Source organism: Streptomyces sp. Act143 (assembly GCF_003143935.1).
Taxonomy (GTDB): Bacteria; Actinomycetota; Actinomycetes; order Streptomycetales; family Streptomycetaceae; genus Streptomyces.
In genome coordinates, this window is sequence record NZ_QFRX01000001.1 from 2088222 (window position 1) to 2112823 (window position 24602).

At 70.2% G+C, this 24602-nt stretch carries 20 protein-coding genes; 13 read left to right on the forward strand and 7 right to left on the reverse strand.

The genetic code is table 11. The features are described 5' to 3' along the window. Positions 1-3: 3 nt before the first annotated feature. From DI272_RS09355 to DI272_RS09380, 6 genes are all read right to left on the reverse strand, one after another. On the reverse strand, positions 4-1308 hold the full coding sequence (locus DI272_RS09355) for a M20/M25/M40 family metallo-hydrolase (protein WP_109494901.1): 1305 nt from the start codon (positions 1306-1308) through the stop codon (positions 4-6). Beyond that, positions 1301-2134 carry a M55 family metallopeptidase gene (locus DI272_RS09360; protein WP_109494902.1) on the reverse strand — a complete coding sequence of 278 codons (834 nt, stop codon included), beginning with the start codon at positions 2132-2134 and terminating at the stop codon, positions 1301-1303. The genes DI272_RS09355 and DI272_RS09360 overlap by 8 nt, the downstream gene beginning before the upstream one ends. Before the next feature lie 83 nt (positions 2135-2217). Then, positions 2218-2943: a class I SAM-dependent methyltransferase gene (locus tag DI272_RS09365; protein ID WP_109494903.1), complete on the reverse strand. Its 726-nt coding sequence runs from the start codon at positions 2941-2943 to the stop codon at positions 2218-2220. Positions 2944-3098: 155 nt separating this feature from the next. Next, on the reverse strand, positions 3099-5561 hold the full coding sequence (locus DI272_RS09370; protein ID WP_109494904.1) for a SpoIIE family protein phosphatase: 2463 nt from the start codon (positions 5559-5561) through the stop codon (positions 3099-3101). A 223-nt stretch (positions 5562-5784) separates the two neighbouring features. Continuing rightward, positions 5785-8175 carry an MFS transporter gene (locus DI272_RS09375; RefSeq protein WP_109494905.1) on the reverse strand — a complete coding sequence of 797 codons (2391 nt, stop codon included), beginning with the start codon at positions 8173-8175 and terminating at the stop codon, positions 5785-5787. A gap of 203 nt (positions 8176-8378) precedes the next feature. Beyond that, a complete protein-coding gene (locus DI272_RS09380; protein WP_109494906.1) occupies positions 8379-8822 on the reverse strand; it encodes an SRPBCC family protein in 444 nt (147 codons plus the stop codon). Between the two features lie 171 nt (positions 8823-8993). Here DI272_RS09380 and DI272_RS09385 point away from each other — a divergent pair, with 171 nt between their 5' ends. The 4 genes from DI272_RS09385 (at position 8994) to DI272_RS09400 (ending at position 12714) form a co-directional block, all read left to right on the forward strand. After that, a complete protein-coding gene (locus DI272_RS09385; protein ID WP_109494907.1) occupies positions 8994-10031 on the forward strand; it encodes an Rv2578c family radical SAM protein in 1038 nt (345 codons plus the stop codon). Between the two features lie 134 nt (positions 10032-10165). Further along, positions 10166-11737 (forward strand): alpha/beta hydrolase, encoded by a 1572-nt coding sequence (locus tag DI272_RS09390; protein WP_109494908.1) that lies wholly within the window; start codon positions 10166-10168, stop codon positions 11735-11737. A 57-nt stretch (positions 11738-11794) separates the two neighbouring features. Further along, positions 11795-12193: a RidA family protein gene (locus tag DI272_RS09395; RefSeq protein ID WP_109494909.1), complete on the forward strand. Its 399-nt coding sequence runs from the start codon at positions 11795-11797 to the stop codon at positions 12191-12193. Positions 12194-12207: 14 nt separating this feature from the next. After that, entirely contained in the window at positions 12208-12714 is a 507-nt protein-coding gene (locus tag DI272_RS09400) for a GNAT family N-acetyltransferase (RefSeq protein WP_109500753.1), read from the forward strand. Here the strand turns inward: DI272_RS09400 and DI272_RS09405 are convergent. After that, positions 12689-13273, reverse strand: a complete 585-nt coding sequence (locus DI272_RS09405) for an adenylosuccinate lyase (RefSeq protein ID WP_109494910.1) — start codon at positions 13271-13273, stop codon at positions 12689-12691. The two genes, DI272_RS09400 and DI272_RS09405, sit on opposite strands and share 26 nt — an antisense overlap. Before the next feature lie 388 nt (positions 13274-13661). Between DI272_RS09405 and DI272_RS09410 the strand changes: the two genes are divergently transcribed. The 9 genes from DI272_RS09410 (at position 13662) to pssA (ending at position 24592) form a co-directional block, all read left to right on the forward strand. After that, positions 13662-15467, forward strand: a complete 1806-nt coding sequence (locus DI272_RS09410; protein ID WP_109494911.1) for a 3-hydroxyacyl-CoA dehydrogenase family protein — start codon at positions 13662-13664, stop codon at positions 15465-15467. Positions 15468-15603: 136 nt separating this feature from the next. Further along, a complete protein-coding gene (locus DI272_RS09415; RefSeq protein ID WP_181387132.1) occupies positions 15604-16413 on the forward strand; it encodes a TetR family transcriptional regulator in 810 nt (269 codons plus the stop codon). Positions 16414-16838: 425 nt separating this feature from the next. Continuing rightward, on the forward strand, positions 16839-18182 hold the full coding sequence (ccrA, locus tag DI272_RS09420) for a crotonyl-CoA carboxylase/reductase (RefSeq protein WP_109494913.1): 1344 nt from the start codon (positions 16839-16841) through the stop codon (positions 18180-18182). 17 nt (positions 18183-18199) lie between these two features. Then, complete coding sequence (locus tag DI272_RS09425; RefSeq protein ID WP_109494914.1) at positions 18200-20248, forward strand: protein meaA; 2049 nt, start codon at positions 18200-18202, stop codon at positions 20246-20248. Continuing rightward, a complete protein-coding gene (locus DI272_RS09430; RefSeq protein ID WP_031475710.1) occupies positions 20245-21204 on the forward strand; it encodes a CoA ester lyase in 960 nt (319 codons plus the stop codon). Before DI272_RS09425 ends, DI272_RS09430 begins: the two co-directional genes overlap by 4 nt. Positions 21205-21206: 2 nt before the next feature. After that, complete coding sequence (locus tag DI272_RS09435; RefSeq protein WP_059195327.1) at positions 21207-21713, forward strand: MaoC family dehydratase; 507 nt, start codon at positions 21207-21209, stop codon at positions 21711-21713. A gap of 5 nt (positions 21714-21718) precedes the next feature. Beyond that, positions 21719-22924: an acyl-CoA dehydrogenase family protein gene (locus DI272_RS09440; RefSeq protein WP_109494915.1), complete on the forward strand. Its 1206-nt coding sequence runs from the start codon at positions 21719-21721 to the stop codon at positions 22922-22924. A gap of 170 nt (positions 22925-23094) precedes the next feature. Then, positions 23095-23751: a phosphatidylserine decarboxylase gene (locus tag DI272_RS09445; protein ID WP_059195329.1), complete on the forward strand. Its 657-nt coding sequence runs from the start codon at positions 23095-23097 to the stop codon at positions 23749-23751. 22 nt (positions 23752-23773) lie between these two features. Further along, positions 23774-24592 carry a CDP-diacylglycerol--serine O-phosphatidyltransferase gene (gene pssA, locus DI272_RS09450; RefSeq protein WP_109494916.1) on the forward strand — a complete coding sequence of 273 codons (819 nt, stop codon included), beginning with the start codon at positions 23774-23776 and terminating at the stop codon, positions 24590-24592. The last annotated feature ends 10 nt before the right edge of the window (positions 24593-24602 follow it).

Sequence of the window (24602 nt, forward strand, 5' to 3'; positions counted from 1 at the left end):
TGCCTAGGCGCTCCGCAGGAAACGGTCGAGGACGCGGACGCCGAAGTGCAGCGCCTCGACCGGGACCCGCTCGTCCACGCCGTGGAAGAGGGCCTGGTAGTCGAAGTCGGCCGGGAGCTTCAGCGGTGCGAATCCGTAGCCGGTGATGCCGAGCCGCGAGAACTGCTTGGCGTCCGTGCCGCCGGACATGCAGTACGGCACCACATGTCCCTCCGGCGCGAACTCCTCGACGGCAGCCCGCATCTTCGCGTACGTCGGTGAGTCCACCGGCGCCTGGAGCGCTACCTCACGGTGGTGGAACTCCCACTCCACATCGGGTCCGGTCAGCAGGTCGAGGGTGGTGCGGAACTCTTCCTCACCGCCCGGGAGATACCGTCCGTCGACGTACGCCACCGCCTCCCCCGGGACCACATTGACCTTGTAACCGGCTTCCAGCATCGTCGGGTTGGCGCTGTTGCGCACGGTCGCCTCGACGAGCCCGGCGGCCGGGCCCAGCTTCTCCAGCAGGGCGTCGATGTCGGTCAGGTCCGGCTCGATGCCGTAGAGGGCGGCGAGTTCGGTGAGGGCGGCCCGGACGGTCGGGGTGAGCCGCAGCGGCCACTCGTGCTCGCCGATGCGGGTGATCGCGGCGGCCAGGCGGGTGACCGCGTTCTCCTTGTTCACCTTCGAGCCGTGTCCGGCCCGGCCGCGCGCGGTGAGCTTCAGCCAGCCGGTACCCCGCTCGCCGGCGGCGATGGGGTAGAGCTGCCGCCCGGCGCCGTCGTGGAACGTGAACGCCCCGGACTCGCTGACGCCCTCGGTGCATCCCTCGAACAGCCCCGGGTGCTGGTCGGCGAGGAACCCTGAGCCGTCCTCGGCGCTGGCCTCCTCGTCGGCGGTGAACGCGACGACGACGTCCCGGCGGGGCCGGACGCCCTCCCGCGCCCAGTTCCGCACCACGGCGAGGATCATCGCGTCCATGTTCTTCATGTCGACCGCGCCCCGGCCCCACACGACGCCGTCGCGGATCTCCCCGGAGAACGGGTGCACGCTCCAGTCCCGGGCCTCGGCGGGCACCACGTCCAGATGACCGTGCACGAGCAGCGCGTCCGCGGACGGGTCGGTGCCCTCGATGCGCGCGACGACGTTCGTACGGCCCTTGGTGCGCTCCAGCAGCACCGGTTCCAGGCCCGCCCCGGCCAGCTGCTCGGCCGCGTACTCGGCGGCGGGGCGTTCCCGGCAGTCGCCGCCGCCCCGGTTGGTGGTGTCGATGCGGATGAGGTCGGAGGTGAACGTCACGACCTCGTCCAGCGCCTGCCCGTCAGCCATACTGCTCCTCCACCGCGGCCGAGACGATCGTGGTGACCGCCTTGAAGGCGCGGATTCCCTCGTACATGGTGGCGCTGGTGTAGGCCACCTTCCGTTCGCCGATCTGCTGCACGCCCGGCACGACGGTCGCGGCCAGGGCGAGATGCTCGGCGTCGAACTCCAGCGCGATCGTGAACGGGCCCGCGTCGACCGGTTCGTGCCGCACCGCCAGCGCCGCCGCCTCCTTGGCCGCCGCGCGGATGTCCGCCGCGGTCCTCGTCGGCGTCCGGCACACCGCCGCGTACCGCGACACATGGTCCTTGACCGCTACCTTCAGCGCCTCCGGCGCGTACCCGAGCGCATCCTCGCAGGCCACGTCGTCGCCGGTGACGAGGACGACGGGTACCCCGTACTCGGCGACCACGCGCGCGTTGAGGAGGCCTTCGCTGGCCCGTTCGTCGTTCACCCACACCCCGGTGATGGAGTTGGCCAGGTAGGTGTGGGCCAGCACGCCCTCCATCCCGGCACCGGCGTGATAGCCGACGAAGGCGATGCCGTCCACGTCGCCGTGCTGCACGCCCTCCACCATGGACAGCGACTTGTGCCGCCCGGTGAGCATCTCGGCGCGGTCGTCGAGGCGCTCCAGGAGGAGGTTGCGCATGGTCCAGTGCGCCTCGTTGATCAGCACCTCGTCGGCTCCCCCGTCGAAGAAGCCCAGCACTGCGGCGTTCACGTCGGAGGTGAACATGGCCCGGCACCGCTCCCACTGCGGGGTGCCGGGCAGCACGTCGGCCGGCCAGGTCACGCCGGTGGCGCCCTCCATGTCGGCGCTGATGAGGATCTTCATGCCGCCTCACGCTACGCGTTTCCGGCAGTTCCCGGCAGGCCTGTGGAAAACTCTCACCGGCCCAGACCAGTGAAGGTCACACCTCAGGCCGTACGCCCCACCACCTGCCACTTCGACGGAAGTTCGATGCGTGCGCCGTCGGCGGTGTACTCGGTGGTGGTGAGCGGCAGTTCGCCGCTCGCGAGGACACTGAGACCGGCGGCCCGCAGATACCCGGGGACCGCGGCGTCGGAGACCTCGCCGGGCGCGATGCCGTGCCGGAAGATCGGCGCCAGTTTGGGCGGCGGCCCCGAAGGGTTCTGGGCCAGGCCCATCAGGACCGGCTTGGCGGCCTCGGAGAGCTCGACGAGGAAGGCCCGGCCGCGCTCGCCGAGGAGGGCCGCGAGACCGTCCACGAAGGGCTGCCGGTCGTCCGGCTCGCACTGGTGCAGCACGCCCCGCACATAGACGTTGGCGTCGCCGATCTCCGCGTGCAGCGACTCCGCCTCGCCCTTCGTTGCGGCGTCGAGCACCCGGTAACCGGCCTGACCCGCGGGGTCGGCGTGCCGGGCGTGCTCGACGGCCGCCTCCGACAGGTCGACGCCGAGGACGCGCGGGAAGCGGTCGGCGAGGTAGCGGGTCTGGGTGCCGTTGCCGCAGCCCAGGTCGACCAGGGGCAGGCCGGGGTCGGTCAGCTGGGGCTCGAAGAGGGCGAGGTGGAGACCGGCCGTGAGCGCGGGCTCCGCGTCCCAGAACACCGCCCCCTGTTCCTCGGGGGCCTCCCGCCAGAAGCCCTCCCAGGCCTCCCGGTACCGACTCGTCACGCTCATGCCCAACTCCCCAGGATGCGTAGCCGGCCCGCCGCAAGTGACGGGCCAGTAAGGTCTATCGCGCCCTGGTGACGGCTACAAGCGCGGAGCGCATTCCTTCACTCCGCGTACGAGCCGGGTACGCCCCCGCGCGCCCCGCGCGCTCCGGGAGGGCGTCACCGTCGCGGCAGCGTCAGTTCGAACCAGACGGTCTTGCCGGCGCTCGTCCGGCTCGTGCCCCACTCCCGCGCCAGGGTGCTGACGATGCGCAGACCGCGCCCGAACTCGTCCGTGGGGCCTGCGCTCAGCAGCGTGGGCAGTTCGTGGTCGTCGTCGTCCACCTCGCACAGCAGTGTCTCGCCCCGCACCAGCCGCAGCTCGATGGGGCGGCTGTGGGAGTGCCGCACGGCGTTGGTGACGAGCTCGCTCACCAGGAGTTCGGTGGGCCGGACGAGCCGCCCGAGCCCCCACTCGTGCAGCTGCTCCCGGACCGCGGCCCGGGCCCGGCCGACCTCGATCGGGTCGAGGGCGAGCCGCCACTCGGCCACGTCGTCCGGCTCGATGCCGTTGAGGCGGGCCATCAGGAGAGCGACGTCGTCCTTGCGCCCGCCACGGGTGTTGAGGGCGCGGATGATGGTGTCGCAGGCGTCGTCCATCGACGCGGCCGGATGGGCGGCTGACTCGCACAGCGTGGCCAGTCCGACGCCGATGTCCTCGCCGCGCACCTCCACCAGCCCGTCGGTGCACATCACGAGCCGGTCGCCGGGCCGCACCCGCACGCGTACCGCCTCGAAGGGCACGCCGCCGACGCCGATGGGCGCGCCCGTGGGGAGATCGAGCAGCTCGCTGCGGCCGTCCTCGGCGTGCACGATCACCGGCGGGATGTGGCCCGCGTTGGCGATGTGCACCTCGCCCGCGATCGGGTCGTAGACGACGTACAGGCAGGTCGCGAGGTAGTTGTCGCCGAGGCGCTGGGCGAGGTCGTCGAGGTTGCGCAGCAACTGGGCGGGCGGCAGGTCCATGGCGGCCATGGTCTGCACGGCCGTCCGCAACTGGCCCATCATCGCCGCCGAGTTGAGCCCGTGTCCCATCACGTCACCGACCACGAGGGCGGTGCGGGCGCCCGGCAGCTTCACCGAGTCGAACCAGTCGCCGCCGACACGTCCGAGCAGGGTGCCCGGCAGATAACGGGTGGCGATGTCGCAGCCCGCCATGCGCGGCGGGATGTGCGGCAGCATGCTGTCCTGGAGGGTCTCGGCGACGCTCTCCTGGTAGGTGTACATGCGCGCGTTGTCCAGCACGAGGCCCGCGCGGGCGGCGAGTTCGGCGCCGGTGACCCGGTCCATGTCGTTGAACTCGACGCGTTCCGGGTGGCGCAGCAGGATCATGAAGCCGAGGACCACATTGCGGGCCTTGAGCGGGACGACCAGCATCGAGCGGTGGGTGATCAGGGGCCGGATGTCGCGCTTCTCGAACTGCGCGGCGATGGCGTGGCCCATCTCCTCGCTGATGCGTGGCACGAGGACGGGTTCGCCGGTGGTCATGCACTGGAAGAAGGGCGTGTGCGCGGGGAACGGCATGGCCTCGCCGACCGGCACGACGTCGTCCCAGCGGCCGGGTTCGTCGGTGTGTTCCAGGGCGACCCGGTGCCACATGGTGGTGGTGTCCGGCACGCCCTCGGGGAACCCCTCGCCGGCGACGACCTGTTCGCGCAGGTAGGTCCCGGCGACGTCGGTGAAGCGGGGTACGACGGCCCGGCTGACCTCGATGATGGTGCGGGACAGGTCGAGTGAGGTGCCGATGCGGCCGCTGACCTCGTTGAGGAACTCCAGGCGCTCGCGCACGGCGGCGTACTCGAGGTCCTCGCCGTCCTCCTCCGCGATGTCCTGCGGCAGCGGCAGTCCGGCGGCCACGGCGCGCGCGGCCCGCTCCCGGCGTGCCTTGCGCTCGGCGCGCCGCGGGACGCCCCAGTCGGGGGTGACGGGCACCCGGTCGTTGTGGCTGAACTCCAGGACGGGGTAGCCCAGTTCCAGTATCTGGCCGACGATCCGGGCGCCTTCCTCGACGCTCATGCTGGGCAGGATCTCGGGGAGCCGGCGGGCCAGTTCCTCGGCGCCGGGGAAGTCGGTGTGCAGCGCGAAGGCGGGGGCGATGCGTTCGACGGCGATCCCGTCGTCGGGGTCGTCGCCCCGCAGGGCGTCCGCGTCGGCGGCCAGCACCAGCAGCCGCTCGGGTCCGGGGCCGACCAGGGGGTAGGCCCACCACAGCACGTCGAGCCGCTCGTCCCCGACGGCCGTGAGACGGGCGCGGCCCGCGGCCGGGTAGAAGAGTCTGCCGTCGAGGGAGGACTCCAGGTCGGGTCCGAGCCCGTCGTAGGCGTCGTACGCCCCGTAGGGCACGGTGTCTTCCTCGTCGGGCAGGGCTCCGGAGACCGGCAGCAGATCGGCGGCGGCCTGGCCGATCGCCTCCTCCTTGGTGACGCCGAACAACCGTCGCGCGCCCCGGCTCCAGTGGGACACGAGGCCGTCGCGGTCCACCACGACCACGGCCAGCGGGACACGTCCGGCAGCGGTGGTCTCCCCCGCCCCGGCCCCGGCTCCGCGGCCGGGAGGTGCGTCCCTCTCACTGCCACGGTCCATGGCCCAGGCCCTCTCTCCCACGGCTCCGCAAAGATCTGTGCCGACTGTTCCACCGTACGGCGGTGGCCGGTTGCGATGTGCGTCAATGCGCGAATTGACCCCGCCGGATCGAACGGCACGCGCCGCGCGCGCCCCCGCACCGGACAGAAACGGCCGGTTGGGGGCACAGTGGGGGTTACTGACGGGTTTTCAGCCCTGCGTCCGGCTTTTCCGGGCCCTCGGCTCAGTCCTCGTGTCCGAGCTGGAGATCCCGTTCCGTGCGGCCGCCGCCCGCGACCTGCAGGACGGTGGCGATGGGCGGGTAGCCCGCGGCGATGACCGTGTACTCGCCGGACGAGAGGTCGACGAACCGGAAGGTTCCGTCGGCGCCGGTGGTGAGCGTGTCCACGACGTTGCCCGCCGCGTCCAGCAGCGTCACGCGCGCGTCCTCGACGGGACGGCCGCCGCTCGCCCGTACCGTGCCGCGCAGCACGGCACCGCCGGCGAGTTCGATGTCCTGGCGGGTCTCCCGGGCGGCCTGGACGGTGACGGGGAGGGCGGCCGGGCGGAAGGCGGGGGCGCTGGCGGCGAGGGTGTACTCGCCGGCCACGAGTTCGCTGATGACATAGCCGCCCTCGCGCCCGCTGCGGGTGCTGGCGACGACCTCGCCGTGCACGTTGGTGAGGGTGACGGTGGCGTCCCGCACGATGGCGCCGTCCGCGGTCACCACACTGCCCGCCAGGCGTCCCGCGCCCCCGAGGACGACGTCGAGCTCGACGGGCCGTTCGCCGACGGTCACGGAGACGGCCTGCGGCTGGTGGCCGCCCGCCGCCGCGATCAGGACGTACGCCCCCGACCCGGGCGTCGACAGCGCGTACCGGCCGTCCTCGCCGCTCGCGCCCCGGCCGATCTGCTGCCCGCCGACGTCGATCAGGGTGAGCGCCGCGCGCGGGACGACGGTCCCGTCGGGGTGCTGCACCGTGCCGCACACCGGGATTCCGGCGGCGTACCCCGAACGGGCCTGCGGGATCGGCGGGTTCAGGGGGGCGGTCTCGGTTTCGGCGGCGTGGTGGGACACCAGTGGTTTCTCCTTGAGGAAGAAGGCGATGAGCAGTCCGAGGACGAGGACCGGCACCAGGTAGAGGAAGATCCGCGGCATGGCGTCGGCGTACGCCTGGATGTAGGCGTCGCGCAGCCGCGGGGGCAGCGTGTGGACGAGCTGCGGGGTGATGGATTCGGCGTCGGGCAGCCCCGCGGCCGGGGGGAGGCGCTCGGCCAGGGCGTCGGTGAGCCGGTCGGCGAAGAGCGTGCCGAAGATCGCCGCGCCGACCGATCCTCCGATCTGCCGGAAGTAGTTGTTGGCGCTCGTCGCCGTGCCGAGGTCGGCGGGGCGCACGGAGTTCTGCACGGCGAGGACGAGGACCGGCATCACCATGCCGATCCCGGCGCCGAGGACGGCCATCCAGAGGCTGTAGTGCAGCCGGGGCGTGTCGACTTCGAGCCGGGACAGCAGCCACATGCCGAGGACGGAGAGCCCGCCGCCGAGGACGGGCCAGAGCTTGTAGCGGCCGGTGTGGCTGATGAGCTGGCCGGAGACGACGGAGGCGCCGACGATGCCGCCCATCATGGGCAGCATCAGCAGCCCCGACTCGGTGGCGCTGGCCCCGTCGACCATCTGCAGGAAGGTGGGCAGATAGCTCGCGGCCCCGAAGAGCGCGACGCCGATCACCAGGCCGACGAGACCGGTGATGTTGAAGACGGAGTCCTTGAACAGTCGCAGCGGGATGAGGGGTTCGGACGCGAAGTGCTCGGCGACGAGGAAGAGCACGGTGGCCGCCGCCGCGCCCGCGCCCAGCCCGAGGATCACCCGGGAGTCCCAGGCGTACTCGGTGCCGCCCCAACTGGTCAGCAGCACCAGGCAGGTGGAGGCGGCGGCGAGGAGCAGCATCCCCAGGATGTCGAGCCTGGCCCTGCCCCGCGGCTTCGGCAGCTTGAGCACGGCGGTGACGACGGCCAGGGTGACCAGGCCGAAGGGGATGTTGATGTAGAAGCACCACCGCCAGGAGAGGTGGTCCGTGAAGTAGCCGCCCAGCAGGGGTCCGGCGACGGAGGCGAGGCCGAACGCGGCGCCGATGAGGCCCATGAACCGGCCGCGCTGCCGGGGCGGCACGATGTCGGCGATGATCGCCTGCACGCCGATCATGAGGCCGCCCGCGCCGACGCCCTGTACCGCGCGGAAGGCGATCAACTGGTCCATGGTCGTGGCCCGTCCGGCGAGGGCGGAGCCGATGACGAAGACGACGATCGCGAACTGGAAGACGCCCTTGCGGCCGAGGAGGTCGCCGAGCTTGCCGTAGACCGGCAGTCCGATCGTGGCGGTGAGGAGGTAGGCGGTGATCGCCCAGGACATCTTGTCCAGGCCGTGCAGCTCGCCGACGATCCTGGGGAGCGCGGTGGCGACGATCATCTGCTCCAGGGCGGCCAGGAGCAGCGCGAGCATCAGCGCGAAGAAGACCAACCGGACCCGGCGCGGGCCGAGTTCCGGGCTTTCGGCGGGTGCGGGGACGGCGAGCCGTGGGGTCTCCGGGGCCGGTTCGTCCCGGAGGTCCTCCTGCACCAGAGTGGTCCCGCCCACGTGTCCGCTCCCCTCGCCGCGCCCTCACAATTCCCGCTTAATGCGACAACTGCGAGCAAGCGCGGCGAGTTACGGCGAACCGGTGCGGCGGGCGGAGATCCACTCGTTCCGGTGAGGAAGCCGGCGAGGAAGCCGGCGGGGAGGTCGGCGGGAAGGCGGCGAGGACGCCGACCCAGGGCCAACGCCCCCCGCTCGCCCGGGACTTACTTCTCGACCTCGGCGGCGAGGTTGGCGAGCACCGCGTCGTAGATCCGGCTGAGGCCCTTGGGCGCGAAGGTCTTCTCGAAGAAGCCGCCGATGCCGCCGGCACCGTTCCAGACGGTGGTCACGACGACGCGGGACTTGCCGTCCCCGGCCGGGGTGACCCGCCAGGTGGTGACCATGGAGGAGTTGCGGTCCTTCTCGACGAGCTCGCCGTCGGTGGGCTCGCCGACCTCCAGGAGGCAGTCGCGCACGCGCTTGCTGGTGGCCTGGAGCTTCCAGTGGACGAGAGTGCCCTCGCCGTCGCCGCCCTCGCGCACCTCGTACTCGCTGAAGTGCTCGGGGAGCAGCTTCTGCCGGGTGCCGCTGTAGTCGGCGAGGGCGTCGAACACCTTCTCCGCGTCCGCCGCGACGACCCGCTCGGTGGTGGCCTCGACCTGCGCCATGGGACTCCTCCAGGACCTGTGTTTAGGGGGTGGGGCCAAGCCAACCACCCCGGTCCCCGGCCGCCCAAATCGGGGTCGCGCGCGACGCGCGGACGCGCCCCCGGAAAAGCCGCTCGCACGATCAAGGGAACATGTGTTCTATTCTCTCCTCAGTGCTACCGAGGAGGCCTCATGCGCTGGGAGAACCTCACAGAATCCGCCGAACACGGCAGGGCCGACGCCGCCCTGTTCGGCGCCGACGCGGTGACCAGCCGGACGTTCGACACGCCCGAGTTCGCCGGCATCACCTTTCACGAGATCCGGGCCCGGTCGATCATCAACCGGGTGCCCGCGGTCTCCCGCATGTCCTTCCAGTGGACGGTCAACCCCTATCGGGGCTGCTCGCACGCGTGCGTCTACTGCTTCGCCCGCAACACGCACAGCTACCTGGACCTGGACACCGGCCTCGGCTTCGACTCGCAGATCGTGGTCAAGACCAACGCCCCGGAGCTGCTGCGCCACCAGCTCGGTTCGCGCCGCTGGCAGGGCGAGCACATAGCGATGGGCACGAACGTCGACTGCTATCAGCGCGCGGAGGGCCGCTACCGCCTGATGCCGGGCATCATCGGCGCCCTCACCGACCACGCGAACCCGTTCTCGATCCTGACCAAGGGCACGCTGATCCTGCGCGACCTCGACCTGCTGAAGCGGGCCCACGAGGTGACCGACGTCGGCATCGCCGTCTCGGTCGGCTTCACCGACCCGGAGCTGTGGCGCACCGTGGAGCCGGGCACGCCCGCCCCGGAGCGCCGCCTGGATGTCGTACGCACCCTGTCCGAGCACGGCATCGGCTGCGGGGTCCTGATGGCGCCGGTGATCCCGTTCCTGAGCGACGAACCGTCCCAACTCCGCGCCACGGTGCGCGCGATCGCGGCGGCCGGGGCGACGTCGGTGACCCCGCTGGTGCTGCATCTGCGGCCCGGCGCACGCGAGTGGTTCATGTCCTGGCTCGGGCACCACCACCCGCACCTGGTGCGCCGCTACGGGCGGCTGTACGCCGACGGCTCCTACGCGCCGAAGTGGTACCAGCGCCGGATCACCCGTCAGGTCCACGAGCTGGCCGGGGAGTACGGCATCGGGCCCGCCGGCACGGGCGTGCCGCGCCGGATTCCGGAGCCCGAGCCGGCCGCGCCCGACGCGCCGGGAGGCACCCAACTCACACTGATCTGAGAGCGTTCGAGCGCATCAGGCGACCCAATTGGGTCAAGTCTTGCCAGAACGCGTTCTTCCGGGCGCGCTTTCCGGGACGATGCGGCGAGGACCGTGAGACTCGCGGTCCGAAACCTCCGTCCTGGGAGGACTCCATGAGAAAACGCGCAGCCGTGCTGTGCGGCGCCGCCGTCGTCATGGCCGGGACCTTCACCGCCCTGCCCGCCGACGCGAGCACTCCGCGCACCGCGGACACCGCTCCGGCCGCGAAGCTCACCTGGAAGAGCTGCGGCACCACGAACTACCCGACGCTCCAGTGCGCGTCCCTCAAGGTCCCACTCGACCACGACCGTCCGCACGGACGGCAGATCACGCTCGCGCTGTCCCGCGTCCCGCACACCGCCAAGAAGTCCCAGGGCCCGCTCCTGGTCAACCCCGGCGGTCCCGGCGGCAGCGGTCTGACGCTGGCCGGCTTCGTCGCCTCCTCGCTGCCCAAGGCGGTCGCGGCGCAGTACGACGTCATCGGCTTCGACCCGCGCGGGGTCGGCAAGAGCAAGCCGGCGCTCGACTGCAAGCCCGGCCACTTCAACCCCGTCCGCCCCGACTCCGTGCCGAGCACCCCCGCGATCGAGAAGGCCAACCTCCGGCGGGCCACGTCCTTCACCGCCGCCTGCGGCAAGAAGTACGCCGACCTGCTGCCGTACATCAACACCGTCCAGGCCGTGCGCGACATGGACTCGATCCGCGCCGCCCTGCACGCGAAGAAGATCAATTACTTCGGTTACTCGTACGGCACCTATCTCGGCGCGGTCTACGCCAAGCTCTTCCCCGAGCGCGTGCGGCGCCTGGTCCTGGACTCGATCGTCGACCCGACCGGCGTCTGGTACGACGACAACCTCGGCCAGGACTACGCCTTCAACGACCGCCACCTCGCCTTCATGGCCTGGGTCGCCAAGTACGACGCCACCTACAAGCTCGGCACCGATCCGGCGAAGATCGAGGCCAAGTGGTACAAGATGCGTGCGCAGCTGGCGAAGAAGCCCGCCGACGGGAAGGTGGGTGCCTCGGAGCTGGAGGACACCTTCATCCCGGGCGGCTACTACAACGGCTACTGGCCCTATCTGGCGGAGGCGTTCGCGGCGTACGTGAACGACAAGAACGCCGATCCGCTGGTCGAGGCGTACGAGAACTTCGCCGCCGTCGACGCCTCCGGCGACAACGGCTACAGCGTCTACACCTCGGTGCAGTGCCGTGACGCCGACTGGCCGCGCGACTGGAGCCAGTGGCGCGACGACAACTGGGCGGTGTACAAGAAGGCGCCGTTCATGACCTGGAACAACGCCTGGTACAACGCGCCGTGCGCGTTCTGGCCGACGGACTCGCTGGACCCGGTGGACGTCGCCAACGGCGACCTGCCGCCGGTGCTGCTGTTCCAGGCGACGAACGACGCGGCCACCCCGTACGAGGGCGGCGTGATGGTCCACCGTCTGCTGCACGGCTCCAGCCTGGTGGTCGAGCAGGGCGGCGGGAACCACGGCATCACGCTGAGCGGGAACGCCTGCCTGGACAAGCACCTGGCGGCGTATCTGACCGACGGCACGGTGCCGCGCAGCGGCGGCGAGGTGGACGCGGTGTGCAACGCGCTGCCCGACCCGAAGCCGCTGAGCTCGGCGTCGACGACGTCGCGGGGCTCGACGCTGCACGGCATGCTGGGCTTCCGCGGCTGAGCGTCACCCGATCCGGCGGGGGCGGGCGTTGTCAGTCCCATGGTCCACCATGGACGCATGAGTGAGCTGACCAGGATTCCCGCCCCCGCCGGGCTCGCCCCCGCGACCCAGTACTCCCATGTCGTCATGGGCACGGGCACCTTCGTCGCCGTCTCCGGCCAGCTCGCACTCGACGAGGACGGAAAGATCGTCGGCGAGGGCGACCCGGCCGCGCAGGCCCGCCAGGTCTTCGAGAACCTCCGCCGCTGCCTCGCGGCCACGGGCGCGACCTTCGACGACGTCGTCAAACTCACCTATTTCGTCACGGACGTGGCCCATCTGCCCGCGATCCGTGCGGCCCGCGCCGCGCACATACCCGACGACCGCCTGCCGGCCGCCTCGGCGGTGCAGGTCGCGGCGCTGGTGCGGCCCGAGTTCCTGATGGAGATCGAGGCCCTCGCGGTACTCGCCCCGTGATCCGGGTCCGGGACATGGCCCTCGCCGACTGCGAGCGCGTCGCCGAGATCCGCATCCGCGGCTGGCAGACCGCGTACCGGGGACTGATGCCGCAGCCCTACCTGGACGGCCTCAGCGTGGCCGAGGACGCCGAGCGGCGTCGCGAGCGCTTTCGGCGGTCCGGCGGCAGCGTGGCGAACCTCGTCGCCGAGCAGGACGGCGACCTCCTGGGCTGGGCCGCGCACGGCCCCTACCGGGACGGCGAAGTGCGCACGGCGGACGCCGAGTTGTACGCGCTCTACGTCGACGCCGCCCGGTTCGGCGCCGGCATCGGCCACGCCCTGCTCCAGGAGTCGGTGCGCCAGTGCACCACCTCCGGGCACGCGCGCATGCGTCTCTGGGTCCTCAAGGGCAACAGCCGCGCCCGCACCTTCTACGAACGGGCCGGGTTCCACCCCGACGGCGCCGAGGAGCCGTTCGAGGTGGCCGGGGTCCCGGTGCCCGAGGTCCGCTACGTCAGGAGCCTCCGCGCGGACCAGTGATCCGCGCCAGCGCGTGCACCGCCGCCTCCGCCAGCGCCGGATGCGCCAGGGCCTCGTTCAGCACGGGTCTGGCCCGGGCGTCGCCGAGGGCGCCCAGGCCCTCCACGCAGGCGAGGGCCACGCGCCGGTAGGGGTCGTGCGGGCGCAGGCGCCGCTCCAGGGTGGTGATGAGGGCCGGCACCGACTCGGGGGCGCGCAGCTCGGTCAGCAGCCGGACCGGGTGCAGGGCGTAGGCCACCCGCAGTTCGTTGGTCGCGAGGGCGGCGGCCGCGCGGGCGGTGCGCGGGTCGCCGAGGCGGGCCAGGGCGTGGGCGGCGGAGGCGCAGCGCTGCGGGTCACGGTGGTTGAGCAGCAGGACGAGCGACTCGAAGGCCCGGGGGTCACCCGCGACCCCCAGCCGGAACGCGGCGAGCTCCCGCGCCCACAGCGGCTGCCCGGGCTCGGTCAGTACCCCCGCCAGTTCGTCGAGCTCCTTGGTCTCCGCCAACCGCTCGTAGGCCGCCGATGCCCCCGACTCCTGCCGTAAGCGCTCCGTGAGTGATCGCAACTCTTCGTCCATGAAGGGCAGCCTAGGCGGGGTGCCGGGGGCGAGGGACGTACATCACAAAGACGAGGGGCTGGCGCGCTCGTTACCCGCGGGTTAAGCTCAATCGAGCGAGTTACCCACTCGCGGAACTCCTTGCGGTGGCCTGGTGACGCAGCCGTCGCAAGAGCAGTCGGTTCGGTATCCGTTCTTCGGTACCTCAGTACGACGCGGCTTGGGACAGGGCCGGTCGGCTTCACCGTTCTCCGGGCGTGTGCGCGTCCGCGACGACGGCATCGCACCACCGGGCGTGTGCGCTCGCAGCCCGGCAACACCCGCATCTCGCATTTTCCACGCACCCGGTGCGCCCTTCGGCGCACCGGGTCGCGCTCCCAGTCGTCACCCTCATTCCTGGAGTCCCGCGATGGCCGCTCCCCTGTCCGACACCCCTCTGTCCGCGATCGAGACCGTCGCCGTCGTCGGCCTCGGCACCATGGGCACCGGCATCGCCGAGGTCCTCGCCAAGGCCGGCCGCACGGTCATCGGCATCGACATCAGCGAGGCCGCGGCCGCCCAGGCCGTCGCCGCCCTGGAGACCTCCACCGGCCGCGCCGTGACACGCGGCCGGCTGACCGAGCAGCAGCGCGCGGACATCCTCGCCCGGGTCCGCACCTCCACCGACCTCCGCACCGCGGCCGACGCGGACCTGGTCATCGAGGTGGCGCCGGAGTCGTACGAGATCAAGCACCAGATCTTCCGCGAACTCGACGGCATCGTGCGGCCGGAGACGATCCTGGCGACCGGCACCAACGCCCTGTCCGTCACCCGGCTCGCCGCCGACTCGGCCCGCCCGGAGCGGGTGCTCGGCCTGCATTTCTTCAACCCGGCACCGGCCATGAAGCTGGTCGAGGTCGTCTCCTCGGTGCTGACCGCGCCGCACGCCGTCACCGCCGTCACCGACCTCGCGCTGGACCTGGGCAAGGAGCCCGTCGCGGTGGGCGACCGGCCCGGATTCGTCGCCGACGGGCTGCTGTTCGGCTACCTCAACCAGGCCGCCGCGATGTACGAGGCGAAGTACGCCTCCCGGGAGGACATCGACGCCGCGATGCGGCTCGGCTGCGGACTGCCGATGGGCCCGCTCGCCCTGCTCGACCTGATCGGCATCGACACCGCGCGGACCGTCCTGGACGCCATGTACGCCGAGTCCCACGACCGGCTGCACGCCCCGGCCCCGATCCTCAAGCAGCTCAGCGAGGCGGGCCTGACGGGCCGTAAGTCGGGGCGCGGTTTCTACTCGTACGAGGGTCCCGGCAGCGCCACGGTCGTGCCGGACGCCCTCACCCCGGCCGAGGGCGGTTCCCGGGCCGCGGGCCGTCCGGTCCGCTCGGTCGGTGTCGCGGGCTCGGGCACCATGGCCTCCGGCATCGCCGAGGTCTTCGCCAAGGCCGGGTACGCGGTCGTCCTGGCCGCCCGCAGCGAGGAGAAGGCGCAGGCCGCCAAGGCCCGCATCGGCAAGTCGCTCTCCCGCTCCGTCGACAAGGGCCGGATGACCGCGGAGGCCGCCGCGCAGACCCTGGACCTGATCACCCCGGCGGGCTCCTACGAGGCGTTCGCCGACGTGGACCTGGCCGTCGAGGCCGTCGCCGAGGACCTGGAGATCAAGCAGCAGCTGTTCCAGACCCTGGACAAGGTCTGCAAGCCGGGCGCGGTCCTGGCCACCACCACCTCCTCGCTCCCGGTCGTCGCCTGCGCCCGCGCCACCTCGCGCCCGCAGGACGTGATCGGCATGCACTTCTTCAACCCGGCGCCCGCGATGAAGCTGGTCGAGGTCGTGCGGACGGTGCTGACCGCCGAGGACGTGCACGCGACGGTCCGCGAGGTCTGCACCAAGATCCGCAAGCACGCGGTGGACTGCGGCGACCGGGCCGGCTTCATCGTGAACGCGCTGCTGTTCCCGTACCTCAACAACGCCATCAAGATGGTCGAGGAGCACTACGCCTCCCTCGACGACATCGACGCCGCGATGAAGCTCGGCGGCGGCTACCCCATGGGCCCCTTCGAGCTGCTGGACGTCGTCGGACTCGATGTCTCGCTCGCCATCGAGAAGGTCCTGCACCGCGAGTTCCGGGACCCCGGTCTGGCGCCGGCCCCGCTCCTGGAGCACCTGGTGGCCGCGGGCTGCCTCGGCCGCAAGACCGGCCGCGGCTTCCGCGAATATGCCCGCCGCTGAGCCGTCCGGCGACTGGTTCAGAGCGAACGAGGACTGGGGCGGACTGCTCGACCCCCACGGAAGCCCCCCGCCCGCAGCGGGCGGGGGCTCCCCCGGATCTGAGCGCCAACCTGCGCACATGCAGTACGTTCGGGTCATGTCCCAGCCCGCCAAGTCCTCACGTACACCAGCTACGCCCGACGCGCCGGAAAGTGCCGCAGGCAGTCGCGCGGCCGCCCAGCGGCTCAAGATGCGCCGAGAACTGGCGGCAGCGGCGATGGAGCTGTTCTCGACCAAGGGGTACGAGGCGACCACCGTCGACGAGATCGCGGCCGCGGCCGGAGTCGCGCGCCGTACGTTCTTCCGCCACTTCCGTTCCAAGGAAGAGGCGATCTTCCCCGATCACGACGACACCCTGGTCCGTGCCGAGGCCGTGCTCAACGCGGCTCCCCCGCACGAGCATCCGCTCGACACGGTGTGCAACGGCATCAAGGAAGTCATGCGGATGTACGCGGCCCGGCCGGAGATCTCGGTCGCCCGCTACAAGCTCACGCGTGAGGTGCCCACCCTGCGCGAGGCGGAGATCGCGTCGGTGGCCCGCTACGAGCGCCTGTTCACCCGCTATCTGCTCGGCCACTTCGACGAGCACGCCCATGACGACGACGCCAACGACGACCCGCTGCTCGCCGAGGTCGCCGCGTCCGCCGTGGTCACCGCCCACAACCACGTGCTGCGGCGCTGGCTGCGGGCCGGCGGCCAGGGCGACGTGGAGGCGCAGCTGGACCACGCCTTCGCGATCGTACGGAAGACGTTCGGGACCGGCATCGGAGCCGGGCGCACCGGCACCCCGCAGCCGTCCGCCGCGACGGTCTCCACCCACGGCGAGGTGCTGGTGACGGTCGCCCGCACCGACGCCCCACTGGACCAGGTGATGCGGACCATCGAAGAGGCGCTCAAGGACCGCTGAGCCCTACACCGCCGCTGTGATGACGGCCACCCTTCGGGGTGGCCGTTTTGGCATGTCAGGGGCCCTTTTCGAGGGAAATTCAAGCCGCGTTCGATCGATCATCGCTCATTTGTTACGTAAAGATTTCATCTGAGAGCGATTGCTGGCACTCAGTGCCTTGCCAGGTGACACGCGGTGTCATACGTTGAAGGTGTCCGGGCGGCCGGCGTGCAGAGACCTTGCGCACGTCGGCTGTCCCAGCAAGTCATCGATTTGCCCGCCCGGACGCCTGCGTCACAGGCAACCTCCCGCGCCACAAAGCGCTGCCGAAGAGCACCAAGAGCTTCACCCCGCCGAACCGACGGCACCCTCACCCACACCCTCAGCAGAACCGACGTAACCCTCAGCACCCCTCCCTCAGGGTGCGTATCGCCGGAGGCAACACCGTGACCACGAAGGACATCCTGGACGCGATCCAGTCGCCGGACTCGACGCCGGCCGACTTCGCCGCCCTGCCGCTCCCCGAGTCCTACCGCGCGATCACCGTGCACAAGGACGAGACGGAGATGTTCGCGAGCCTGGAGACCCGCGACAAGGACCCGCGCAAGTCCATCCACCTCGACGAGGTGCCCCTGCCGGAGCTCGGCCCGGGCGAGGCCCTGGTCGCCGTCATGGCGTCCAGCGTCAACTACAACTCGGTGTGGACCTCGATCTTCGAGCCGCTGTCCACCTTCGGCTTCCTGGAGCGCTACGGCCGCACCAGCGAGCTGGCCAAGCGCCACGACCTGCCGTACCACATCATCGGTTCCGACCTCGCGGGCGTCGTGCTGCGCACCGGCCCGGGCGTGAACTCCTGGAAGCCCGGCGACGAGGTCGTCGCGCACTGCCTCTCCGTCGAGCTGGAGTCCTCCGACGGCCACAACGACACGATGCTCGACCCCGAGCAGCGCATCTGGGGCTTCGAGACCAACTTCGGCGGCCTCGCCGAGATCGCCCTGGTCAAGTCCAACCAGCTGATGCCCAAGCCGGGTCACCTGTCCTGGGAGGAGGCGGCGGCCCCGGGCCTCGTCAACTCCACCGCCTACCGCCAGCTGGTCTCCCGCAACGGCGCCGGCATGAAGCAGGGCGACAACGTCCTGATCTGGGGCGCGAGCGGCGGACTCGGCTCCTACGCCACGCAGTTCGCGCTGGCCGGCGGCGCCAACCCGATCTGTGTCGTGAGCAGCCCGCAGAAGGCGGAGATCTGCCGCGCGATGGGCGCCGACGCGATCATCGACCGCAACGCCGAGGGCTACAAGTTCTGGAAGGACGAGAACACCCAGGACCCCAAGGAGTGGAAGCGCTTCGGCAAGCGCATCCGCGAGCTCACCGGCGGCGAGGACATCGACATCGTCTTCGAGCACCCCGGCCGCGAGACCTTCGGCGCCTCGGTGTTCGTCACCCGCAAGGGCGGCACCATCACCACCTGCGCCTCCACCTCGGGCTACATGCACGAGTACGACAACCGCTACCTGTGGATGTCGCTGAAGCGGATCATCGGCTCGCACTTCGCCAACTACCGCGAGGCCTGGGAGGCCAACCGGCTCATCGCGAAGGGCAAGATCCACCCGACGCTGTCGAAGACCTACTCCCTGGAGGAGACCGGTCAGGCCGCGTACGACGTGCACCGCAACCTCCACCAGGGCAAGGTCGGCGTGCTGTGCCTGGCCCCCGAGGAGGGTCTCGGCGTGCGCGACGAGGAGATGCGCGACCGGCACATCGACGCCATCAACCGCTTCCGCAACATCTGAGACACCCGGGGTCATAGATGACTGAGCGTCAGCCCGCCGACGGCGCGCGGGAGAAGGACCGGCCGTGGCTCATGCGCACGTACGCCGGCCACTCCACGGCCGAGGCGTCCAACGAGCTGTACCGGCGCAACCTCGCCAAGGGCCAGACCGGTCTGTCGGTCGCGTTCGACCTTCCGACGCAGACCGGCTACGACTCCGACCACATCCTCGCCCGCGGCGAGGTCGGCCGGGTCGGAGTGCCGATCGCGCACCTCGGTGACATGCGCCGGCTGTTCCAGGACATCCCCCTGGAGCAGATGAACACCTCGATGACGATCAACGCCACCGCCATGTGGCTGCTGGCGCTCTACCAGGTCGTCGCCGAGGAGCAGGGCGCCGACATCACCAAGCTCCAGGGCACGACCCAGAACGACATCGTCAAGGAGTACCTGTCCCGGGGGACGCACGTCTTCCCGCCGGGACCGTCGCTCCGGCTGACGACCGACATGATCGCGTACACGGTCTCCCACATCCCGAAGTGGAACCCGATCAACATCTGCAGCTACCACCTGCAGGAGGCCGGGGCCACACCGGTCCAGGAGATCGCGTACGCGATGTCGACGGCGATCGCGGTCCTGGACGCCGTCCGGGACTCCGGTCAGGTGCCGCAGGAGAAGTTCGGTGACGTCGTCGCCCGGATCTCCTTCTTCGTGAACGCGGGCGTCCGCTTCATCGAGGAGATGTGCAAGATGCGCGCCTTCGGCCGCATCTGGGACCAGGTCACCCGCGAGCGGTACGGCATCGAGAACCCCAAGCAGCGCCGCTTCCGGTACGGCGTCCAGGTCAACTCCCTGGGCCTGACCGAGGCGCAGCCGGAGAACAACGTCCAGCGGATCGTCCTGGAGATGCTGGCCGTGACCCTCTCCAAGGACGCACGCGCGCGTGCCGTCCAGCTCCCCGCCTGGAACGAGGCCCTCGGCCTCCCCCGGCCCTGGGACCAGCAGTGGTCGCTGCGCATCCAGCAGGTGCTGGCGCACGAGAGCGACCTGCTGGAGTACGAGGACATCTTCGAGGGCTCGCACGTCATCGAGGCGAAGGTGAGCAGGCTCGTCGAGGAGTCCCTCGCCGAGATCGAACGCATCCAGGAGATGGGCGGCGCCATGGCCGCCGTCGAGTCCGGCTACCTCAAGTCGCAGCTGGTCTCCTCGCACGCCGAGCGCCGGGCCCGGATCGAGTCCGGCCAGGAGAAGATCATCGGCGTCAACATCTTCGAGACGACCGAGCCGAACCCGCTGACGGCCGACCTGGACACCGCGATCCAGACGGTCGACCCGGCGGTCGAGGCCCGCGTCATCGCCGGCCTCCGGAACTGGCGCGACACCCGCTACCAGCCGCCCTTCAACCACCCGCGCCCCTGCAAGGCGCTGGAGAAGCTGAAGGAGGCCGCGAAGGGCACCGGCAACCTCATGGAGGCCACCCTGGAGTGCGCCCGCGCCGGTGTCACGACCGGCGAGTGGGCCGGGGCGCTGCGCGAGGTCTTCGGCGAGTTCCGCGCCCCCACGGGCGTCTCCTCGGCGCCGGTCGCGATCCCCGCCGAGGAGGGCTCCCCGCTCGCCGAGGTGCGCCGCAAGGTCGACCGCACGGCCAGGGACCTCGGGGTCGGCAAGCTCCGCTTCCTGGTCGGCAAGCCTGGCCTGGACGGACACTCCAACGGGGCCGAGCAGATCGCCGTGCGGGCCCGCGACGCCGGGTTCGAGGTGGTCTACCAGGGCATCCGGCTCACCCCGGAGCAGATCGTGGACGCGGCCCTCGCCGAGGACGTGCACGCGGTCGGCCTGTCGATCCTCTCCGGATCGCACGCCCAGCTGGTGCCGGACGTGCTGGAGCGGCTCCATGTGGCCGGTGCCACAGATATCCCGGTGATCGCCGGTGGCATCATCCCGAATGGCGACGCCGAGCAGCTCAGGGCCGCCGGAGTGGCCGCCGTCTTCACCCCGAAGGACTTCGACATCACCGGAATCATCGGCCGCATCGTCGACGAGATCCGGAAAGCGAACAAGCTCGACCCCCTGGAGGTCCCCGCATGACCGTCAACCGTCTCCGCCCGCGGCGCTCCTGCCTGGCCGTGCCGGGCTCGAACCCCCGCTTCCTGGAGAAGGCCCAGGGTCTGCCCGCCGACCAGGTCTTCCTCGACCTGGAGGACGCGTGCGCCCCGCTCGCCAAGCCCGAGGCGCGGCACACCATCGTGAAGTTCCTCAACGAGGGTGACTGGACCGGCAAGACGAGGGTCGTGCGCGTCAACGACTGGACGACCGAGTGGACGTACCGCGACGTCGTCACGGTCGTCGAGGGGGCCGGGCAGAACCTCGACTGCATCATGCTGCCGAAGGTGCAGACGGCCGAGCAGATCGTCGCGCTCGACCTTCTGCTCACCCAGATCGAGAAGACCATGGGCTTCGAGGTCGGCAAGATCGGCATCGAGGCGCAGATCGAGAACGCGCAGGGCCTGAACAACGTCAACGAGATCGCGACGGCCTCCCAGCGCGTCGAGACGATCATCTTCGGCCCGGCCGACTTCATGGCGTCGATCAACATGAAGTCGCTGGTCGTGGGCGAGCAGCCGCCCGGCTACCCGGCGGACGCCTACCACTACATCCTGATGAAGATCCTGATGGCCGCCCGCGCCAACAACCTCCAGGCGATCGACGGCCCCTACCTCCAGATCCGCAACATCGACGGCTACCGCGAGGTCGCCCAGCGCGCCGCCGCGCTCGGTTTCGACGGCAAGTGGGTGCTGCACCCGGGCCAGGTCGAGGCGTCCAACGAGATCTTCTCGCCCTCGCAGGAGGACTACGACCACGCCGAGCTGATCCTGGACGCGTACGACTACTACACGTCCGAGGCGGGCGGCAAGAAGGGCTCGGCGATGCTCGGCGACGAGATGATCGACGAGGCCAGCCGCAAGATGGCGCTCGTCATCTCCGGCAAGGGCCGCGCGGCCGGCATGCAGCGCACCAGCAAGTTCGAGATTCCGGAGGCGTGAGCATGCAGTTCGGGCGCACCTACGAGGAGTTCGAGGTCGGGGCGACGTACAAGCACTGGCCGGGGAAGACGGTCACGGAGTACGACGACCACCTGTTCTGTCTCCTCACCATGAACCACCACCCGCTCCACATGGACACCAACTATGCGGAGAAGACGACGGACTTCGGCAAGAACGTCGTCGTCGGGAACTACATCTACTCGCTGCTGCTCGGCATGAGCGTGCCGGACATCTCCGGCAAGGCGATCGCCAACCTGGAGATCGAGTCGCTCAAGCACGTGGCGCCGACCTTCCACGGCGACACGATCTACGGCCAGACGACCGTCCTCGACAAGTGGCCGTCGAAGTCGAAGAACGACCGCGGCATCGTCTACGTCGAGACCAAGGGCTACAAGCAGGACGGCACGCTGGTCTGCGTGTTCCGCCGCAAGGTCATGGTCCCGACCGAGACGTACATCAAGGAGCGCGGCGGCGAACAGCCCGGCCGCCCGGAACTTCAGGAGGGCTGAGCCCGATGGCACGCCTCGCCCGGACCGCCGGTCTGACCGACGTCCAGCAGGAAATCCTCTCCACCGTCCGCGACTTCGTGGACAAGGAGATCATCCCGGTCGCGACCGAGCTGGAGCACCGCGACGAGTACCCGCAGGCGATCGTCGACGGGCTCAAGGAGTTGGGCCTGTTCGGGCTCATGATCCCGGAGGAGTACGGCGGTCTGGGCGAGTCGCTCCTGACGTACGCGCTGTGCGTCGAGGAGATCGCCCGCGGGTGGATGTCGGTGTCCGGCATCATCAACACCCACTTCATCGTGGCGTACATGCTCAAGCAGCACGGCACGCAGGAGCAGAAGGACCACTTCCTGCCGCGCATGGCGGCCGGCGACATCCGGGGCGCCTTCTCGATGTCGGAGCCGGGCCTGGGTTCGGATGTGTCGGCCATCACGTCCAAGGCGGTCAAGGACGGCGACGAATACGTCCTGAACGGCCAGAAGATGTGGCTGACGAACGGCGGGACGTCAAGTCTGGTCGCCGTTCTCGTCCGAAGTGATGAAGGACACCCTGAGGGCACCGCGCCCCACAAGTCGATGACGACCTTCCTCGTCGAGAAGGAGCCCGGCTTCGGAGAGGTCCGCCCCGGCCTCACCATCCCCGGGAAGATCGACAAGATGGGGTACAAGGGCGTCGACACCACCGAGTTGATCATGGATGGCCTGCGGATTCCGGCCGATCGCGTGCTCGGCGGCGTCACCGGCCGAGGTTTTTACCAAATGATGGACGGCGTGGAAGTCGGCCGCGTCAATGTCGCGGCACGTGGCTGCGGCGTCGCTCAGCGTGCCTTCGAACTCGGCGTCCAGTACGCCCAGCAGCGTCACACTTTCGGCAAACCGATCGCCCAGCACCAGGCGATCCAGTTCAAGCTGGCCGAGATGGCTACCAAGGTCGAGGCCGCTCATGCGATGATGGTCAACGCGGCACGCAAAAAGGACTCCGGGGAGCGAAACGACCTTGAGGCTGGGATGGCGAAGTACCTCGCCTCCGAGTACTGCAAGGAGGTCGTGGAGGACTCCTTCCGGATCCACGGCGGCTACGGCTTCTCCAAGGAGTACGAGATCGAGCGCCTCTACCGAGAGGCACCGATGCTGCTCATCGGTGAAGGTACCGCCGAGATCCAGAAAATGATCATCGGTCGCAGGCTGCTCGAAGAGTATCGATTCCAGGGCTAGATGTCCGGATACGGGGTGTTTTCTTGGAGAAGAAGATCACACCCCGTCAACACTCTTCAGCCGCCGACTCGGCTTCCTGGCTTGCCCAGTTGTGGTCACCGACCGGTACGATCCCCGGAAAGCCGCCGTCCCCCGTCACAGCGCGGCATCATCCGCTACGAAGGTCATCCATGCCCCACAGCCAAACCTCTGCACCTCGCGACAGCCAGGTCGGCGTACGCCTCGCGCGCGGAGCATCGCCGTGGCTTCTCCCGACCGTCGCCACCGCAGCCCTCAGCCTGGTGCGCGCGCGCAAGTCCGGCGCCGCCAAGGCCGTCGCCGTGCCCGCCACCGCGCTCGCGGCGGGCATGCTGTGGTTCTTCCGCGACCCCGAGCGCGAGATCGCCACGGGCAGGGTCATCTCGCCCGCCGACGGTGTGGTGCAGAGCATCATGCCGTGGAAGGACGGCCGCACCCGCGTCGCGATCTTCATGAGCCCGCTCAACGTCCACGTCAACCGCGCGCCCCTCTCCGGCACGGTGACGTCGGTCGAGCACATCCCGGGTGGGTTCGTTCCGGCGTTCAACAAGGAGAGCGAGAACAACGAGCGCGTAGTCTGGCATTTCGACACCGAACTCGGTGACATCGAGATGATCCAGATCGCCGGCGCGGTGGCCCGCCGCATCGTCCCCTACATCCCGCAGGGCACGAAGGTCGAGCAGGGTGACCGCATCGGTCTGATCCGCTTCGGGTCGCGCGTCGACATCTACCTGCCCGAGGGCGTGGATGTCGCGGTCGAGGTCGGTCAGAAGACCGTGGCTGGGGTGACTCGCATTGACCGTGATTGATCCGGAGACACAGGCGGGCTGGGTGCCCGAGGCCGACGAGGTCGACGACGAGGAGGAGATGCCTCTTTCTCTCCGCCTCTCAATAGCGGACACCCTCACCCTCGGCAATGCCACGTGCGGCTTCATGGCGGTGTACTTCACCACCACCGGCATCCTGATCCCGCACCTCACCGGCAGCCAGGAGTCCGGCATGGCCCGCCACAGCGCGGCCACGGCGGTCATCCTGATGCTGTGCGCGGCGGTCTTCGACCTGTTCGACGGCCTGGTGGCACGCAAGCTGCGCTCCTCCCCCATGGGCGCGGAGCTGGACAACCTCTCGGACCTGATCAGCTTCGGTCTGGCACCGGCGTACTTCGTCCTCGTCTACGGGATGGTCGCCGACGACGCCCACCAGAGAGTGGCCGCGGTCGGGGCGATCGTGGTGCTCCTGGCCGTGGTGCTGCGGCTGGCGCGGTTCTCCTGTGTGACGGTGCCGAACGGCATGTTCCAGGGCATGCCCTCGCCGTTCGGGGCGCTGACGGTGGTCTCGATCGTTCTGCTGGAGCTGCCCTTCGTGGCGACGCTCCTGGCGATCCTGGGCACCGCCTGGCTGATGGTGAGCCGGGTCGAGTACCCGAAGCCGAGGGGCCGCCTCGCGGTCGCGATGCTCTCCTGGATCGTGGCGGCGATGGGCCTGCTGGCCGGCTGGGCGTTCGACGCCCCGAGCGGTCAGCTGCTCCTCCAGACCGGCTGTGCGCTGCAGCTGGTCATGGGCGCGGTCATCCCGCTGTTCGCCACGGCCCGCCGGGTGAACAACTTCCGCGACAACCGTCGCGAGGCGCGGGCGGCGCAGCTGCCGTAGGCGAGATGTG